Genomic DNA, 16,013 nt, shown 5'->3' on the forward strand with positions numbered 1-16,013 from the left:
CGGACAAGACTGCATTCCCAGGGAACCCCGCAGTCGGATGGTAACGGTCCGGCCACCGCATGCGTCTGACCGCGACACCGTACACCGGGAAGACACTGTTATGTCGGACACAATCCCGGAAGATCATGCGACTACGCTGCCCGGCCAGAACTCATCCGGAGCGGATGAAGGACGTTCCCCCACCAGCTCACGGAGCCGGCGCAGACGCCTGCGACCGGTGATCAGCCAGTGCCGTCCATCATCCGACACGCGGCCGGCCAGACCGGCCCGGACCAGCGCGGCCGCCACCCCGTGCGGATCCTTCGCCGGGTCCAGACCCAGGGCGAACCCACCCGGCAGGGGCTCACCGGCCGCCGCCACCCAGAGCCGCATCCGCGGCCCGGAGAGAAAGAGCTGCGCGGATGCCTCCGGCCAGGCGCGGGCAAGACCATTCAACCTCCGGGAGTACGCCGTGCGCACCTCGAAGATCGGGCGGGGCGGATCCTCCGGCTCGGGTGTGTCGATCGCCTCTTCCGTGACTTCGGGGCTCTCACCTCCTACCCCATCGTCCTGAAGGGGAGCCCAGGTGGCACTCAGGCCGCGCGCGGCCAGCTCGGTGACCAGGACGTGGACCCGCCAGGCGGCATCGACCCGGACCGAGACGCGGGCCGTGCCCCCCATCCGGCCGAGTCGGCCCGGCCCGGCCAGCAGGCCGGCCAGATCGGCGGGTGACGGCTCGGTGGTCTCGGCACTGAACATCGACAGCTGGCGCCCGCCCGGCTCGCTGGGCGCGCCACGCTGCGCGGGCTTCCGCTCCACCGGGATCGGTGGGGGCAGCTCCTCGCGCGGGATCAGCGGCCAGCCGGTCTCGGACATCCGGTCACTGGCATTCGGGCAGGGAGTCGAAGGCCTGTCTCAGCTCGACCGACTCCAGACTCGTGGTGTCCAGGCTGCTGCGCTCGTAATCCGACGTGAGTTTCTCCACGACCCGGGCGACCTCGGTGTAGAAGGACTTGGCCGGGCTGGTGGCCAGCGCCTCGATGCCGGTGCGGGCGGTGCCGTAGGCGTCCCGGATGCCGGCGAGCGAGCCCAGGAAGCCGTCGGCGATCTCCTCGCCGTTCGTCACGTCGGGGACGCCGGCCCGCTGCACACCGGCCCGCGCCTCCTCGCTGGCGCTCTCCGCGCCGTTGAAGAGACGGGCCAGATTCTCCTTCGCCTGGGCGGGCGTGGTCTCGGCCGTCATCTGCTGCTGTGTCCGGCTGGTGAGGGTGTCGATCTCGCTGCGCCACGGGCTCAGAGCGGTGCACACCAGCGCCGCCCAGGCCTGCGCACCGGGTTGGCTGGAGCAGCCGGCCAGGGGTGCGGCGAGCACGAGGACGAGGGCCAGGGTGATCGGTCGGACCGCGCGCATGGAAGCAGGGTACGACTAGGGCCGGACACTCCACACACCTCGATCGAGTCACCAAACGTTTTTCACGTGGCGGGGCCGTCGGCGCCCGGCGGCGGTTGACAACCGTTGCAGAAAGGCACCCGGCCGAGCCGGGTGCCTTTCGTCCTTGTCGGACCTGGTTCAGGAGACGTTGTCCTTCACCCGGGACGACTCCGTGGCGCGGGCATCCTGGACGGCCTTGGCCGTGTCGGCCGCACCGACAGCGGCGGCAGCCGCGGCCGCGGAGGGCTCGTCACCCATCGTGACCGGCTTGCGCTTGCTCCAGAACACCGCGGTCGCGACGATCGCGACCGCCACGACCGCGACGCCGACCCGCAGGGCGGTGTTCGCGTCCGCGCCGTAGGTCAAGGTCACCACGGCCGGGGCGATCAGCAGCGACACCAGGTTCATCACCTTGAGCAGCGGGTTGATCGCCGGGCCGGCGGTGTCCTTGAACGGGTCGCCGACGGTGTCGCCGATGACCGTGGCGGCGTGCGCCTCGGAGCCCTTGCCACCGAAGGCGCCGTCCTCCACCAGCTTCTTCGCGTTGTCCCACGCGCCGCCGGAGTTGGACAGGAAGACCGCCATCAGGGTGCCGGTGCCGATGGCGCCGGCCAGGTACGCCGCGAGCGCGCCAGGGCCGAGGCCGAAGCCCACCGCGATCGGTGCGGTGATCGCCAGCAGACCGGGAGTGAGCAGCTCACGCTGCGCGTCCCGGGTGCAGATGTCGACGACCCGGCCGTACTCCGGACGCTGAGTGCCGTCCATGATGCCCGGGAACTCGCGGAACTGGCGACGGACCTCCATCACGACCGCGCCGGCCGACCGGGAGACCGCGTTGATGGCCAGGCCGGAGAAGAGGAACACCACGGCCGAACCGACCAGCAGGCCGACCAGCGCCCGCGGGTTGGAGATGTTCAGCTGGGCCAGGATCTCGGCGCCGACGTTCGTCACCCCGGCCTCGGTCATCGCGCTGGCCAGGCTGTTCGTGTACGACCCGAACAACGCCGTGGCCGCGAGCACCGCGGTCGCGATCGCGATGCCCTTGGTGATCGCCTTCGTGGTGTTGCCGACCGCGTCCAGCTCGGTGAGAATCTGGGCGCCCCGCTCGTCGACGTCGCCGGACATCTCGGCGATGCCCTGCGCGTTGTCCGAGATCGGGCCGAAGGTGTCCATCGCCACGATGACGCCGACCGTGGTGAGCAGGCCGGTGCCGGCCAGCGCCACGGCGAACAGCGACAGCGTCAGCGACGAGCCGCCCAGCAGGAAGGCGCCGAAGACGCCCGCGCCGAGCAGCAGCGCCGAGTAGACCGCCGACTCCAGGCCGACGCTGATACCGGCCAGGATCACGGTGGCCGCGCCGGTCTGCGACGACTTGCCGATGTCCTGCACCGGGCGCCGGTTCGTCTCGGTGAAGTAGCCGGTCAGCGCCTGGATGGCGGCGGCCAGCACGATACCGATCACGACCGCGCCGACCGCGACCAGCTGCGGGTTCTGACCGCTGTTCAGGATGTCCTCGGCGATGCCCGCGTCACCGAACCCGGCGAAGGTGTCCGGCAGGTAGACGAAGCTCACCACGGCCACCGCGATCGCGGACAGAGCCGCCGAGATGTAGAAGGCCCGGTTGATCGCGGTGAGGCCGTTGCGGTCACTGGGCCGCAGACGGGTGATGAAGACACCGACGATCGCGATCAGCACACCGATCGTGGAGACGATCAGCGGGAAGATCAGGCCGTCCTGACCGAACGCGGCCGAACCCAGGATCAGGGCGGCCACCAGGGTCACGGCGTACGACTCGAAGAGGTCGGCGGCCATGCCGGCGCAGTCGCCGACGTTGTCGCCCACGTTGTCGGCGATGGTCGCGGCGTTACGCGGGTCGTCCTCCGGAATACCCTGCTCGACCTTGCCGACCAGGTCGGCGCCGACGTCCGCGGCCTTGGTGAAGATGCCGCCGCCGACCCGCATGAACATGGCCAGCAGCGCGGCGCCGAAGCCGAAGCCCTCCAGGACGGTGGGCGCGTCGCCGCGGAAGATCAGCACGACCAGCGCGCCGCCGAACAGGCCGAGGCCGACGGTGAGGAAGCCCACCACACCACCGGTACGGAAGGCGATGCCCATCGCCTTCTCCCGGCCGCCCTGCTCCCCGGCCGCCGCGGCGACCCGCAGGTTGGCCCGGGTGGCCAGCGCCATGCCGGCGCCGCCGATGAACGAGCTGAACACCGCGCCGACGATGAAGAACAGCGAGCGGCCGATCTTGACCCAGGTCTCGTTGTCCGTCTCGTGCACCGGCAGGAGGAACAGCAGGACGACCGCGATGACGACGAAGATGCCGAGGGTCTTGAACTGCCGGAACAGGTACGCCGAGGCGCCCTCCTGCACGGCGCCCGCGATTTCCTGCATCTTCGGGGTGCCGCGTTCGGCCTTCAGTACCGATTGGACGAACGCGGCGGCGAAGCCCAGGGCCACCAGGGCGAACACCAGGGCAACGATGACGAATGTGACGTTTGATCCGCTCAGGGACACTCCGCCGCCATCGGCGGCGAGGTCTACCGAGGTCCCGGACATCCTTGTCCTCCTACACCGATGGCGCCCGGACGGCGGACGAAGCCTTCCGAGCGCATTCCCCGGGGAGCCCGGGGAACGATCGACCAGACCCGCGGACGCGGGCCAGCAGTAGCTGATAACTCGCGTACTGTATAGGGCTTACGTGTTGGTCGTCACATGTAGCACCAGGCGTGTTTCTGCGACGATCGCCGCTATGTTAGGCCGCCGTCGATCCCGGGTGGGCAGGGATGTTCGACAGCTTGCAAATGCCTCGCCCGATCTTAACCACTATTTCTGGAAATTTCGCCCATAAGCGGACATAGCGGCGGGAGGTGTCGCGTCAGCGGCGGGTGACCGGCCAGACCATGCGGACCTCGGTGCCCGGGCCGTCCTCCACCGGGCGCACCTGCAGGTCGTCGACGAAACCGGCGAGCAGCGCGAAACCCACACCGGTGGTGAGCGCGTCGTCGGTGAGGTTCTCCGCGGCCAGCTCGTCCGGCGGCAGCTTGGCCAGGCCCACGCTCGCCTCGATCGGGGCGTGGTCGATGACCCGGACCGTGTACGAATCCGAGTCGGACATCTCCATCGTGACGAGATCGGTGAGGCCGTACTGGCGGTGCAGGGTGACCGCCCGGGTGCAGGCCTCACCGATGGCGAGCCGGACCTCGTCGAGCAACTCCTCCGCCACGCCGGCACGCCGGGCCACGGCGACGCCGACGAGCCGGGCGGTGCGCACATGCACCGGGGCCGGAGAGAAGGAGAGCCGAACGGTTGCCATCACGAAGTGGGACCGCTGCCGTCGCGTTCGGTGGCCGCGTCGACCGTTGGGAAGATCGGGAAGACCTGGTCCAGAGCGGTGATCCGGAAGATCTTGAGAAGCGGCTCCTTGGCGCAGACCAGACCGAAGGTTCCGTGCGCGGTACGCAGCCGCTTCAGTGCGCCGACCAGGACACCCAGGCCGGTCGAGTCGAGGAAGTCGACCCGCTCCAGATCGACGACCACATCACGGGCGCCCGCGTCGACCAGCTCGATGAGCCGCTCGCGCAATCGGGGGGCGGTGTAAACATCCACCTCACCGCCGACCTCGAGCACGGTGTGCTCGGCGACGGTCCGGGTCGTGAGTGACAGCTCCATCGGTCCTCCTCCCTGATCTCTCCCCCCGCGAAATCTAACCACCGACCGATCGGGGCCGACGCATGGCACCCACCGTCCTACCCGTTTGAGGTTCGGGGCATACCGGTGTCACAGTGCAATGCGTGACCTCCACCGCCTTCGGTCCTGCTGAACTGCTGCACCGGCTGCGGGCCCGCACCAACGGCACAGCGGTTTCGCCGGTCACCCACATCGAGCGGGTCCCCGCTCGCGAGGGCCGCCCGGCGCCGTGGCCCTCCTGGACCGATCCCGCGGTGCGTGACGCCCTCGTCGCGCAGGGAATCGCCGCACCGTGGGAGCATCAGGCGGCCGCGGCCACCCTCGCCCGGGAGGGCACACATGTCGTTCTGGCCACCGGCACGGCATCGGGCAAATCGCTCGCCTACCAACTGCCGGCACTCAGCACGCTCGCCACGGACCCTAAGGCGACGGTGCTCTATCTGTCACCCACCAAGGCGCTCGCCGCCGATCAACTGCGCGGTCTGATGCGGCTCGGGCTGGACGGGGTGCGGCCGGCCACCTACGACGGTGACACCCCACGCGAGGAACGGGAGTGGATCCGGCAGCACTCGCGCTTCCTGCTCACCAACCCCGACATGCTGCATCACAGCCTGCTGCCGGGCCACAGCCGGTGGGGGGTCTTCCTTCGCCGCCTCCGGTACGTGGTGATCGACGAATGTCACACGTACCGCGGGGTGTTCGGCTCGCACGTGGCGCACGTGCTGCGGCGACTGCGCCGGGCGGCGGCCCGGTACGGCGCCTCGCCGACATTCGTGCTGGCCTCGGCCACCTCCGGGGATCCGGCCGGGTCGGCGTCGAGGCTGACCGGGCTCCCGGTGACCGCGGTGACCGACGACGCCTCCCCGCGGGGCGCCGTGACGTTCGCCCTGTGGGAGCCGCCACTGCTCCCCACCTTCGAGGACTCCGCCGAGGAGGCGCCTCCCATCCGGCGGTCCGCCCTGCGGGAGACGGCCGACCTGCTCACCGACGCGGTCGTGGCCGGCACCCGCACGCTGGCCTTCGTCCGGTCCCGTCGCGGGGCCGAGGTGGTCGCCGCACTGACCCGGCAGTCGCTGGACGAGGCGGTGCCCGGGCTCGGTGACCGGGTCGCCGCCTACCGGGCCGGCTATCTGCGGGAGGACCGGCGGGCCATCGAGCGGGCGCTGCTCTCCGGGGAACTGCTCGGGCTGGCCTCCACCAACGCGCTGGAGCTCGGGGTCGACCTGGCCGGGCTGGACGCCGTACTGATCTGCGGTTATCCGGGCACCCGGGCGTCGCTGTGGCAGCAGGCCGGCCGGGCCGGGCGAGCCGGTGGGGAGGCGCTCGCCGTGCTGGTGGCCCGGGACGATCCGCTCGACACCTACCTGGTGCACCATCCGGAGGCGGTGTTCGGGCGGCCGGTCGAGGCGACCGTGCTCGACCCGGCGAACCCGTACGTGCTCGGTCCACAACTGTGCTGCGCCGCCTCCGAGGCGCCCCTCACCGACGCCGACCTGGGCCTCTTCGGCGACGCGGCGGCCGGGATCGTGCAGCGGCTGGTCGCCGAGGGGGTGCTGCGGCGGCGGCCGTCCGGGTGGTACTGGATCCATCGCGGGCGGCCGGAGGTGGACCTGCGCGGCACCGGCGGGGCGCCGGTGGCGGTCGTCGAGTCGTCGACCGGGCGGCTGCTCGGCACGGTCGACCCCGGTTCGTCGCACGTCATGCTCCACCCGGGCGCGGTCTACCTCCATCAGGGCGTGTCCTATGTGGTGGACGACCTCGACCTGGAGGACGCGATCGCGCTGGTCCACCAGGAGGAACCGGACTGGACCACGCACGCCCGGGACGTCACCGACCTCTCGGTGGTGAACGTCCGGTCGTATGTGGACGCCGGCCCGGTCGGCCTGTTCCTCGGCGAGGTGGACGTGACCAACCAGGTGGTGTCCTACCAGCGGCGACGGATCGGCAGCGGCGAGGTCATCGACACCCGCCCGCTCGACCTGCCGGTACGCGAACTGCGCACGGTGGCCGTCTGGTTCACCGTCTCGCCGCAGGCGCTGGCCGCGGCCGGGGTGGAGCCGAGCGAGTTCCCGGGCGCGCTGCACGCCGCCGAGCACGCCGGGATCGGCCTGCTGCCGCTGATCGCCACCTGCGATCGGTGGGACATCGGCGGGTTGTCCACCGCCGGTCACGCCGACACCGAGGCGCCGACCGTATTCGTCTACGACGGGCATCCCGGGGGCGCCGGGTTCGCCGAGCGGGCCTACGGAACGGCGGCGGAGTGGCTACGGGCGACCCGGGAGGCGATCGCGTCGTGTGTGTGCGAGGCCGGTTGCCCGTCCTGCGTGCAGTCCCCGAAGTGCGGAAACGGCAACAATCCGCTGAACAAGGAGGACGCCGTGAAGGTGCTCGACGTCGTCCTGGGCGCGCTCCCTCCTTCACCACCCGAAACCCGCTGACGCGGCCGGCGTACCGGTCATGTGGGAATAGTCACAACGGAGACCGGCCCCGCCCGGGAGGCGGCTTCCGCGCCGGCCGGGGCGAACCGGAACCGGACCTCGGCCCGGACCACGATCTCCAGCCCCGAGACGGCGCAGCCGGACATGCTCGCCCCGTTGGCCTCGACGTAGCGCCGTGCCACCGCGCAGGCCGCCGCCTGTCCCTCGATGGCGTGCGCTCCCCCGGCCAACGCCCCGAAGTCGGCCGCCACCTTGGCCTGGTGCCTGGCCACCCGGGCAGCGCCGACGGTGGCCAGGCCCGCGGCCAGCACGACCAGCACCGACCCGACCCCCGCCACCAGAATCGACGCGGAGCCCCGGTCTCTCACCGGACAGCCGAGGTCCCTCACGGGACCACCGCCCCCTCCGGCTCGCGGGCCGCGGACGCGCTGGCCCGGACGGTCATCCCCGGCAGGTCCGATCCGAGGATCCGCACCGGTGCCGACACCTCGGCCGTGACCGTCTCCCCGCCCTCCGACACCCGGATGGCGGCGCCCTCCGGAGCCATCCGGCCCGCCGCCGTGGACGGCTCGCCCCGGGCCGCGGACAGCGCGGCCTCCCGGGCCGCGTCCAGGCACTGCATCCGGGTCGCCACCGCCGTGACGGCGGTGATGCCCGCGCTGAGCAGCACCATGAGCGCCGGCAGCCCGGCCGCGAGCTCCGCGGTGAACGAACCCCGGTCCCGGCCGGGCCACCGGCGCCGTCTCACTTCAGCGCCCGGGCGATGAGCGCGCTCAACGCCGACTGCACGGTCCCGCTCGTGATGACCTTGAGCAGGACACCGGCGAAGGCCACCGCGGCGATGGTGCCCACGGCGTATTCGGCGGTGCTCATCCCGGCGTCCCCGGCTTCCGCCTGGAGCCGCCGGTAGTGGGCGATGAGTTTGTGCACTGGACCTCCTCGGTCGGTCGGGCACGGCGCCGGACACGCCGTGCCGGGTTCACAGCACGTCGCGAAGAATCGCGACCATCGACGGCACCAGGCCGGCGAGCACGAAGGCCGGCAGGAAGCACAGCCCGAGCGGAAGGACGATGAGGACACTCGCCCGTTGGGCGGCGGCCTCGTTCTCGACGGCGCGCTCGGCCCGCAGGTCACCGGCGAACCGTTCCAGAGCACCGGCCAGCGCGCCGCCGCTCGCGCTGGACCGGACGGCCGCGGCGACCAGCCGCTCGCTCTGCGGCACCCCGGCCAGATGCGCCCAGGCCTCGGCCGGGCTCGCGCCGAGCCGCAGCGACCGGGCGACCCGCTGGAGCCGGTCACCGAGCGGACCGCCCAGGGCGTCCGCGACGGCGGCGATCGACCGGTCCACCGAGGTGCCGCCCTGCAATGCGGCCGCCAGCAGGTCCGCGCCGAGTGGCAGGTCGGCCAGAGTCCCGGCACGTTCCTGGCGGACCGCGGCCGGTTCCCGGCCGCGCAGGAAGCGCTCCGTCCCGAGGCCGGCCGCCAGGCCCAGCGGGACACCCCACCGGCCGCCGATGAGGCCGGCGACGGCGAGCCCGGCCAGCACCGACAGCAGCACCCGGGTCCGCCGTCCGCCCGGTCGCCCGGATCGGGGGCGCGGCAGCCGCCGCCGACCGGCCGGAAGCATCAGCAACCCGGCAGCCAGCGCCGCACAACCCGCCACCACGATCCCGGTCATCGCGCCACCTCGGCAGGTTGCCCGCGGTCACCGTCCGGCCCGGTCGCCCGCCGAACAGCCGGGCCGGCAACGGTGTCCACCCCCGCCGGGGAGGCCAACCGCGTGGAACCGACCGCCGGGAAAGCCGCCCGTCCCGGTCCGACCCGCGCCGCGGCGCACGCCGAGGTCTCACCGCCCGCTCCGACCAGTGCCGCCGCGCAGCACTCCCGCAACGGGACCCGGACCGGCCCACCGGGGCGCAGCAGCTCCGCCACGCCGCACATCGGCGTCACCGCAGCACCCGCTCGCCGATGCGCTGCGCCCATTTCAGGCCACAGCACTGGAGGATCAGCGCCCCGATCGCGCACCCGGCGCCACCCGGCGTGCGCAGCAGAACGTCCATCGGGTCGCCGCCCAGCACATACCCGGCGCCGATCCCGGCGAACGGCAGCACCGCCAGCAGCCCGGCCGTCACCTGGGCCCCGGCCGCCTGGGCGCCCGCCTTCCTGGCGAGACGCCCGGTCTCCCGCGCGTCCGACTCGATCTGCTCGAGCAGGTCGGCGGCCGGCGCCCCGGTGTGCTCGGCGAGCCGCCACACCGCACCGGTCAGCCGCTGGATCCGCTCGTCCCCGGCCAGCCGGGCCCCGCTCGCCGAGGCGGCCGCCACCACGGCCGCCGGAATGCCCGCACGCAGGTCCGCCACCAGGGAGGTCAGCTCGTCGAGGGTCGCCATCCGCCGGACCGTGCCGCGTTTCCGCCGGTCCAGGCGTCGCCACTCGTGGACCGCCAAACCCGCGTACGCACCCGCAACGACCGCCGCGACCGGGCCACCGGCCGATCCGGCGGCCACTCCGGCGACGGCCGCGGCGCCGAGGGCGAGCCGCCACACCGGCCCGCCGAGCAGGACGACGAGCACCCGCCGCACCCCGGTGAGGTCCAGCCGGGTCCGCCGCCCAGGCAGCCGGTCCCGCGCCCCCCGCTCCGGCCCGGCGACCAGGAACACGCCCGCCACCAGCAACGTCACGAGCACCCAGGTCATGACCGCAGCACCTCGGGGACCGTGATCCCCCGCTCGGCGAGCAGCCGGGCCAGCACCCCGGCGCCCGGGCCGGGGCCGCGGTCGCGCTGCCAGGCCGGCACCACGGTCGCCAACCGCTCCTCCCCCGCCGGCACGAGCACGCTGATCGACTCCAGGAACCGGCCCGCACCGGCCCGCCGGACCTGCAACACCACCTGGAGCGCCGCCACCACCTGGGCGTGCAGCGCGGCCCGGGGCAGGCCGCCGAGCAGACCGAGCGCCTCGAGCCGGGCCGGTACGTCCCCGGGCGCGTTGGCGTGCAGCGTCCCGGCGCCGCCGTCGTGGCCGGTGTTGAGCGCACCGAGCAGGTCGACGATCTCGGCGCCCCGGCACTCCCCGATGACGAGCCGGTCGGGTCGCATCCGCAGCGCCTGCCGGACCAGATCGGTCAGCCCGACGGCGCCGGCGCCCTCCACATTGGCGGTACGGGCCTGCAACGCCACCACGTGCGGATGCACCGGGCGAAGCTCGGCGGCGTCCTCGACGAGCACGATGCGCTCGGTCGGCGGCACCAGCCCGAGCAGGGTGGCGAGCATCGTGGTCTTGCCGCTGCCGGTGCCGCCGGTCACCAGGTACGCCAGCCGCCCCGTCACCACGGCCGCCAGCACCTCGGCGGCGACCGCCTCCACGGTGCCGTGCCGAATCAGGTCCTCGAGGCTGAACGGCCGCTGCCGGAAGGTCCGCAACGACAGGTACGGCCCGTCCGTGGCGATCGGCGGCAGCACCGCGTGCAGCCGGGTGCCGTTCGGGAGGCGGGCGTCGGCGAACGGCTGCCCGTCGTCGAGCCGTCGCCCACAGGCCGCGACCAGCCGCTGGGCCAGCCGCCGCACCTCGTCGCCGTCACCGAACCGGATCGCCGTCCGCTCCAGCCCGGCGCCCCGGTCCACCCACACGTGCAGCCGGTTGACCAGCACGTCGGTGACGGTGGGGTCGGCCAGCAGCGGCGCCAGCGGGCCGGCCCCGATCAGCTCGTCACGCACCCGCCCGGCCAGGCGAAGCACGGCCGTGTCACCGAGCACCGCGGTCTCCTGCCGGACGGCGCTCACCACGGCGGCCGGCGTCGCCTCCACACCCTCGTACGCGAACCGGCGCCGCACCCGGTCCGTGACCCGGTCGCTCGCCAGCTCGCTCATTGCGCCACCTCCGCTGCGCTCCGGCATCGCAATGAGTCCATAACTGAGCCTGATGATTCGCTCGCAAGCTCGCTCATTGCGCCACCTCCGCTGCGCTCCGGCGTCGCAATGAGTTCATGACTGAGCTGAATGATTCGCTCGCAAGCTCGCTCATGCCGCGGCCGCCTTCGTGCCCGTTCCCATCAGTTCGCCGACCAGCCGCCGGCAGAGGTCGGCGAGCGGCCCTTTCCCGTCGGCCGTCGGCGCCGTACCGCGTTCGATGCCCTGGCAGACACCGGGCTCCGGCCGAAGGGTCCCGGCCAGCGGCAGGCCGAGCGCCCGGGCGATGTCGCGCGCCTTGAGCCGGCCGGGCGCCGGGCCGCGCACCACCACCGCCACGTCGTCGCAGTGGACCGACACGGTGGCCGCGATCCGGGCCGCCGACGCGGTGGCCCGCAGCTCGGCCGGCACCACGAGCAGCGCGCGCTCGGCCGCCTGGAGCGCGAGCACGGCCGCGTCGTCGAGTTGCCGGGGCAGGTCGGCGACGATCACGTCGCGGCCACGGCGGGCCGCGTCGAGCGCGGCCGCCATCGCCTCGACCGGCACGCCGGGCAGCTCGTCGCGGTCGAAGGAGAGCAGCACCAGGTCACCGCGGTGCGGCAGGGCGGCGAGCAGGGTGGGCGGGTCGACCCGCCCGTCCGCTCCGGCGAGGGCCGGCCAGCGCATCCCGTCCACCTGCTCCCAGCCGAGCACCAGGTCGAGGCCGCCGCCGAGCGGGTCGGCGTCGATCAGCAGGGTGCGGTGGCCGGCCCGGACCGCGGTGGTGGCCAGCCCGGTGGCGAGGATGCTCGCCCCGGCGCCGCCGCGACCGCCGATCACCGCGAGGGTCCGCGAGGTGGCGGGCGGATCGCTGCGCCCCGCGAACTGGTCGACCACCCAGGGGTCGGCCTCCGGCAGAACCGCCAGGTTGTCGGCGCCGATGAGGTCGGCCACCTGGAAGGCCGTCTGCATCGCCGCCGGGTGGCCGACCAGGATGAGCCGGGACCGCCGGGGCAGCCGGGCCCGGAGGCAGGCGGCCACCTGGTCGGCGCCGACCAGCACCATCGGGGCGCCGGTCCAGCGGGCTCGGGCAGCGGCCGGGTCGGGCGCCACCTCGACCTCGCTTCCGCCGGCCGCGGCGAGGCGCAGCAGGTCGTCGAGCAGGTCCTGGTCGGCGGTCACGATGAGGGGGCGGCGCGGAGCGGGCATCGGGTCTCCAGCGGGGGACGGCGGGGTTGGGCGCCCACCGTCGCCGAGCCCGTACGGCCGCGACAACCACCACCGGCCTCGACTGTGGATAACCACGGGCCCTGTGGACAACCGCTACGCACGGCGATGATCTGATAAGCCGCAGGCATGTGCGTGACCGAGTTGGGTATCTTCGGGAACCACACGGACCGATGGAGTCGCTATGGAGAACTCGATCCGGACCACGCGCGCCGATGACGGGTCGGTCACGGTCACGGTGCTGGGAGAGGTCGACTTCGCCAACTCCGGCATGGTGGCCCAGGGGGTCCACGACGCGATCACCGACTGGTCGCCCGCGGCCGTCCGGGTGGATCTGCGCGACGCCACCTTCATCGACTCGACCGGGCTCGGCGCGCTGATCGAGGGCTACCGCACCGCAGAGGCCAAGGGGGTCACCTTCGAGGTGGTCAATCCGAGCGACACGTTCCGGCGGGTGCTGTCGGTGACCGGTCTCTCCGACCTCTTCGGTCTCGTCCACGAGGACCGCGACGAGGAGCCGAGCCGCGCCTCCGGCGTCTAACGGGAACGACCCCCGTCGGGGGAGACGGGGGCCGCCCTGGGATTCGGCTCCGGGGGGGTCGAGCCGAATCAACTCGGTGATCGCGGGGGGCGCAATCACCGAGCGCCGAAATCACCGGGCGCAACGACAGCAACACACAACCCGGTAGCAAACACAAGTCTGCCTCAGGATCGGGTTCCCCGTCGAGTACCGAATGTGGCCCCTGCAACGCCTCCTGCCCGTCTGACCGTTCTCACAGCGCGTCACGAACAGGCGCGTCCCGCGTTCGGGGCAGTCGTTTCGAGCATGTTGCGGCTACACTTTCGGCCCGTGGGCCTCAGCGCCGCGTTTTTCGACCTCGACAAGACCGTCATCGCCAAGTCCAGCGCGCTGGCTTTCGGACGGCCGTTCTATCGTGATGGGCTGATCAGCCGCCGGGACGTGGTGAAGACCGCCTATGCGCAGTTGATGTTCCGGCTCGGCGGAGGCACCGACGAGCAGTCGATGGCCCGCACCCGCGACTACATGGCGGCCCTCTGCAAGGGCTGGCGGGTCGAGCAGGTGCAGCAGATCGTCGCGGAGACGCTCAACGATCTCATCAATCCCTATGTCTATGCCGAGGCGGCCGTGCTGATCGCCGAGCACCAGGCGGCCGGCCGCGATGTCGTGCTGGTCTCCGCGTCCGGGGACGAGATGGTCCGCCCGATCGGCGCGCTGCTCGGCATCACCGACGTGATCGCCACCCGCATGGCCATCGTCGACGGGCGGTACAGCGGGGCCGTCGAGTTCTACGCGGCCGGATCGGCCAAGGTCGTCGGCGTGAAGCGGCTGGCCGAGGAGCGGGGCTACGACCTGAGCCAGTGTTACGCCTATTCGGATTCGAGCAGTGACCTCCCCCTGCTCGAGGCGGTCGGTCATCCCAGCGCGGTCAATCCCGATCGCGCCCTGCGCCGCGTGGCCGCGCTCCGCTCCTGGCCGGTCATGGAGTTCCGCAACCCCGTACCCCTCGGGAGGCGCCTGCGTGACCGCCCGGCCGTGCCGGTCGCCGCGGCCCTGGGCGTCGGCGTCGGCGTCGCCATCGGCTTCGCCCTCTACGGCCGCCATCGCCGCACTCGCGCCTCCGCCGCCTGAAGATCAAAACCCTTGTCTCGTACGGCTACCCGAACCCGCCGTACCAGACCCGCGACCTCCTGCCACTCCAGACCATGCCGCGCCCGCCGGGCGTGAGTGGGTGGTCTGTCTTCGGGCGAATCGGTCTGAGCATTCGCCTTACGGGGCCTCTTTTCGGGCGAAATCTGGTGATCAAGCGGAGGGCGGCGTAGAAATGACTCGCGGGCCCGGAAACATCGGGCACCGTGCACGGCCACCGGGAACCCACGCGCGATCAGCCACGGCAGGCACGTTGCGGCGGGACCTCCGCTCGAAAGAGCGTCAGGACCGTCGACAACGACTCAGGTGCACGCTTGATAACCCGGTCCGGACGCGCGAAGCCGGCGCCCCCGCGAGGGACGCCGGCTCTCCATGTCTTACGGGTCAGTTCTCGGCCGCGGCCCGATGCCGGCTCCGGATCTCCTGGTAGACGGCGCGGAAGAGTTTCGGCCGGGAGTGGAAGTCGACGCCCCGCGCCCACAGTTCGGTGTTCACGGTGGCGCCGTCGTGCCGTTCGATCAGCACGGTGGTGTCGTTCTGCAACTCCCACCGCCCGAGCTTGTGGATGGACTGGTGCAGGTACACGCCGGCGATGTCGTGCCACCGCATGCTCCGCGAGCGCAGCAGGCCGCGGATGAGCACGCCGTCGCTGCTCACGTAGACGCCGTGCCGCAGGATCCGCCAGGCGCCGATCACCCAGACCGCGGCCAGAGTGCAGGCGACCGCCCGCACCCCGTGCCCGATCAGGTCGAACTGGCGGATCGAGGCCCAGGTGAGCAGTCCGAGAGCGACGGCCTCCCAGACGATGACGAGCCAACGGCCATTACCCGGCGTGTACGGGCGGACCCACTGCGAACCCACGTAGGAAGTATGCCGCCGGTCAGACCGCGGCCAGCACACCGTCTCCGATGACGGCGATCTCCTCGGCCCCGGCCGTGATCGCCGCGGCGTAGTGGCGCAGCCAGGACCGCACCCCGTCGGTGGTGCCGGTGGCGTAGGCGCCGGCCGATCCCACGTACTCCGGCTCTCGGGAAAGGTGACCCACCTCGGCCGTGACCAGGCCGCGGGGGTCGAAGCCCCGGCCGATCAGGGTGAGGCGGGCGGCGGCCCGGGCCACGACGCCGGCCGGCCCGGCGAACGGGCGCAGGGTGATCAGTTCGGCGTGCACCACGGCGGCGAGCAGCATGGGCGGGGTGGTCTCGTTCCCGGCGACCAGCCCGGCGAGCGCGTCGATCCGCTCGGCGCCGGAGGTGAGCCGGCCGAGGTCGTGGTCGTGGACGACACCCCGGGCGGCGAGCACGTGCAGCTTGGCCAGCACCTGACGGGGCGCGCGGGGCCAGAGGTCGACCAGGCCGGGCAGCGCCTCGGCGACCCGGAGCGCGCCCTGCACGACCGGATCTGTGACGGTGCCGCCACGCACGTCTTCGAGGTCGAAACGGCTGCCCTCGAGCGCGGCGCTGGCGACCGCGGCACGCAGGCTGGCCTCCGCGGCGACCTGGCCGCCGTGCTTGCGCAGGGCTCGATGGCGGTGGGCGGCGTCGACGGCGTCCCGCGCGCTCGCGAAGGCGGGCGCCACGTCGGCGAGGTCGAGCAGGGGTGCTAGTGGATCCACCTGAACACGGTAACCGGTAAAAGGACGGAAACACGGGGTGCACAAACAAGCTTGGAAATGGCAAGATTCGCGCAGTA

Annotated in this window: 18 protein-coding genes; 3 read left to right on the plus strand and 15 right to left on the minus strand. The window is 72.5% G+C overall.

The genetic code is table 11. The annotated features are described in order from the left end of the window. Positions 1-123: 123 nt before the first annotated feature. The 5 genes from KZ829_RS28560 to KZ829_RS28580 all read right to left on the minus strand — a co-directional run bounded on the left by KZ829_RS28560 (position 124) and on the right by KZ829_RS28580 (position 5,086). The gene (locus KZ829_RS28560; protein WP_220147010.1) at positions 124-855 is read right to left on the minus strand and encodes a hypothetical protein; all 732 of its coding nucleotides are present in this window, start codon (positions 853-855) and stop codon (positions 124-126) included. Positions 856-859: 4 nt separating this feature from the next. Beyond that, positions 860-1,390 carry a hypothetical protein gene (locus KZ829_RS28565; protein WP_220147011.1) on the minus strand — a complete coding sequence of 177 codons (531 nt, stop codon included), beginning with the start codon at positions 1,388-1,390 and terminating at the stop codon, positions 860-862. Positions 1,391-1,549: 159 nt separating this feature from the next. Beyond that, positions 1,550-3,973, minus strand: coding sequence for a sodium-translocating pyrophosphatase (locus tag KZ829_RS28570; protein ID WP_220147012.1), 2,424 nt, complete (start codon positions 3,971-3,973; stop codon positions 1,550-1,552). A gap of 319 nt (positions 3,974-4,292) precedes the next feature. After that, positions 4,293-4,733, minus strand: a complete 441-nt coding sequence (locus KZ829_RS28575; RefSeq protein ID WP_220147013.1) for an ATP-binding protein — start codon at positions 4,731-4,733, stop codon at positions 4,293-4,295. Then, positions 4,730-5,086 (minus strand): STAS domain-containing protein, encoded by a 357-nt coding sequence (locus tag KZ829_RS28580; RefSeq protein ID WP_183225878.1) that lies wholly within the window; start codon positions 5,084-5,086, stop codon positions 4,730-4,732. The genes KZ829_RS28575 and KZ829_RS28580 overlap by 4 nt, the downstream gene beginning before the upstream one ends. A 113-nt stretch (positions 5,087-5,199) precedes the next feature. Here KZ829_RS28580 and sftH point away from each other — a divergent pair, with 113 nt between their 5' ends. Beyond that, positions 5,200-7,542 carry a DEAD/DEAH box helicase gene (gene sftH, locus KZ829_RS28585; RefSeq protein ID WP_220147014.1) on the plus strand — a complete coding sequence of 781 codons (2,343 nt, stop codon included), beginning with the start codon at positions 5,200-5,202 and terminating at the stop codon, positions 7,540-7,542. 17 nt (positions 7,543-7,559) lie between these two features. Here sftH and KZ829_RS28590 read toward each other — a convergent pair whose 3' ends face one another. The 8 genes from KZ829_RS28590 to ssd all read right to left on the minus strand — a co-directional run bounded on the left by KZ829_RS28590 (position 7,560) and on the right by ssd (position 12,610). Continuing rightward, positions 7,560-7,910: an Rv3654c family TadE-like protein gene (locus tag KZ829_RS28590; protein WP_220147015.1), complete on the minus strand. Its 351-nt coding sequence runs from the start codon at positions 7,908-7,910 to the stop codon at positions 7,560-7,562. Positions 7,911-7,927: 17 nt separating this feature from the next. After that, on the minus strand, positions 7,928-8,290 hold the full coding sequence (locus KZ829_RS28595; RefSeq protein WP_204297538.1) for a TadE family type IV pilus minor pilin: 363 nt from the start codon (positions 8,288-8,290) through the stop codon (positions 7,928-7,930). Continuing rightward, on the minus strand, positions 8,287-8,415 hold the full coding sequence (locus KZ829_RS28600; RefSeq protein ID WP_221246146.1) for a DUF4244 domain-containing protein: 129 nt from the start codon (positions 8,413-8,415) through the stop codon (positions 8,287-8,289). The genes KZ829_RS28595 and KZ829_RS28600 overlap by 4 nt, the downstream gene beginning before the upstream one ends. Positions 8,416-8,521: 106 nt before the next feature. After that, a complete protein-coding gene (locus tag KZ829_RS28605; protein WP_220147016.1) occupies positions 8,522-9,220 on the minus strand; it encodes a type II secretion system F family protein in 699 nt (232 codons plus the stop codon). Further along, positions 9,217-9,492 carry a hypothetical protein gene (locus tag KZ829_RS28610; protein ID WP_220147017.1) on the minus strand — a complete coding sequence of 92 codons (276 nt, stop codon included), beginning with the start codon at positions 9,490-9,492 and terminating at the stop codon, positions 9,217-9,219. The genes KZ829_RS28605 and KZ829_RS28610 overlap by 4 nt, the downstream gene beginning before the upstream one ends. Continuing rightward, positions 9,489-10,238, minus strand: a complete 750-nt coding sequence (locus KZ829_RS28615; protein WP_246636406.1) for a hypothetical protein — start codon at positions 10,236-10,238, stop codon at positions 9,489-9,491. Before KZ829_RS28615 ends, KZ829_RS28610 begins: the two co-directional genes overlap by 4 nt. After that, positions 10,235-11,410 carry a TadA family conjugal transfer-associated ATPase gene (locus KZ829_RS28620; protein WP_220147018.1) on the minus strand — a complete coding sequence of 392 codons (1,176 nt, stop codon included), beginning with the start codon at positions 11,408-11,410 and terminating at the stop codon, positions 10,235-10,237. Before KZ829_RS28620 ends, KZ829_RS28615 begins: the two co-directional genes overlap by 4 nt. Before the next feature lie 150 nt (positions 11,411-11,560). After that, positions 11,561-12,610: a septum site-determining protein Ssd gene (gene ssd / locus KZ829_RS28625; RefSeq protein WP_220147123.1), complete on the minus strand. Its 1,050-nt coding sequence runs from the start codon at positions 12,608-12,610 to the stop codon at positions 11,561-11,563. Positions 12,611-12,839: 229 nt separating this feature from the next. Between ssd and KZ829_RS28630 the strand changes: the two genes are divergently transcribed. Beyond that, a complete protein-coding gene (locus KZ829_RS28630) occupies positions 12,840-13,196 on the plus strand; it encodes an STAS domain-containing protein (protein WP_220147019.1) in 357 nt (118 codons plus the stop codon). 309 nt (positions 13,197-13,505) lie between these two features. Beyond that, a complete protein-coding gene (locus KZ829_RS28635; RefSeq protein WP_220147020.1) occupies positions 13,506-14,306 on the plus strand; it encodes an HAD family hydrolase in 801 nt (266 codons plus the stop codon). Between the two features lie 402 nt (positions 14,307-14,708). Here the strand turns inward: KZ829_RS28635 and KZ829_RS44665 are convergent, their stop codons facing one another. Together KZ829_RS44665 and KZ829_RS28645 are read right to left on the minus strand one after the other, a co-directional pair. Continuing rightward, a complete protein-coding gene (locus tag KZ829_RS44665) occupies positions 14,709-15,185 on the minus strand; it encodes a PH domain-containing protein (protein WP_220147021.1) in 477 nt (158 codons plus the stop codon). Between the two features lie 19 nt (positions 15,186-15,204). Continuing rightward, on the minus strand, positions 15,205-15,936 hold the full coding sequence (locus tag KZ829_RS28645) for a Fic family protein (protein ID WP_308285700.1): 732 nt from the start codon (positions 15,934-15,936) through the stop codon (positions 15,205-15,207). Positions 15,937-16,013 lie beyond the last annotated feature (77 nt).

The organism is Actinoplanes hulinensis (assembly GCF_019429605.1).
In the GTDB taxonomy this organism is placed as follows: Bacteria; Actinomycetota; Actinomycetes; order Mycobacteriales; family Micromonosporaceae; genus Actinoplanes; species Actinoplanes campanulatus.

Coding starts and splice junctions, on each gene's coding strand:
- KZ829_RS28605 (WP_220147016.1), bottom strand. CDS start 9,220: ATGACCGGGATCGTGGTGGCGGGTTGTGCGGCGCTGGCTGCCGGGTTG.
- KZ829_RS28570 (WP_220147012.1), bottom strand. CDS start 3,973: ATGTCCGGGACCTCGGTAGACCTCGCCGCCGATGGCGGCGGAGTGTCC.
- KZ829_RS28615 (WP_246636406.1), bottom strand. CDS start 10,238: ATGACCTGGGTGCTCGTGACGTTGCTGGTGGCGGGCGTGTTCCTGGTC.
- KZ829_RS28580 (WP_183225878.1), bottom strand. CDS start 5,086: ATGGAGCTGTCACTCACGACCCGGACCGTCGCCGAGCACACCGTGCTC.
- KZ829_RS28560 (WP_220147010.1), bottom strand. CDS start 855: ATGTCCGAGACCGGCTGGCCGCTGATCCCGCGCGAGGAGCTGCCCCCA.
- KZ829_RS28620 (WP_220147018.1), bottom strand. CDS start 11,410: ATGAGCGAGCTGGCGAGCGACCGGGTCACGGACCGGGTGCGGCGCCGG.
- KZ829_RS28630 (WP_220147019.1), top strand. CDS start 12,840: ATGGAGAACTCGATCCGGACCACGCGCGCCGATGACGGGTCGGTCACG.
- KZ829_RS28565 (WP_220147011.1), bottom strand. CDS start 1,390: ATGCGCGCGGTCCGACCGATCACCCTGGCCCTCGTCCTCGTGCTCGCC.
- KZ829_RS28600 (WP_221246146.1), bottom strand. CDS start 8,415: ATGAGCACCGCCGAATACGCCGTGGGCACCATCGCCGCGGTGGCCTTC.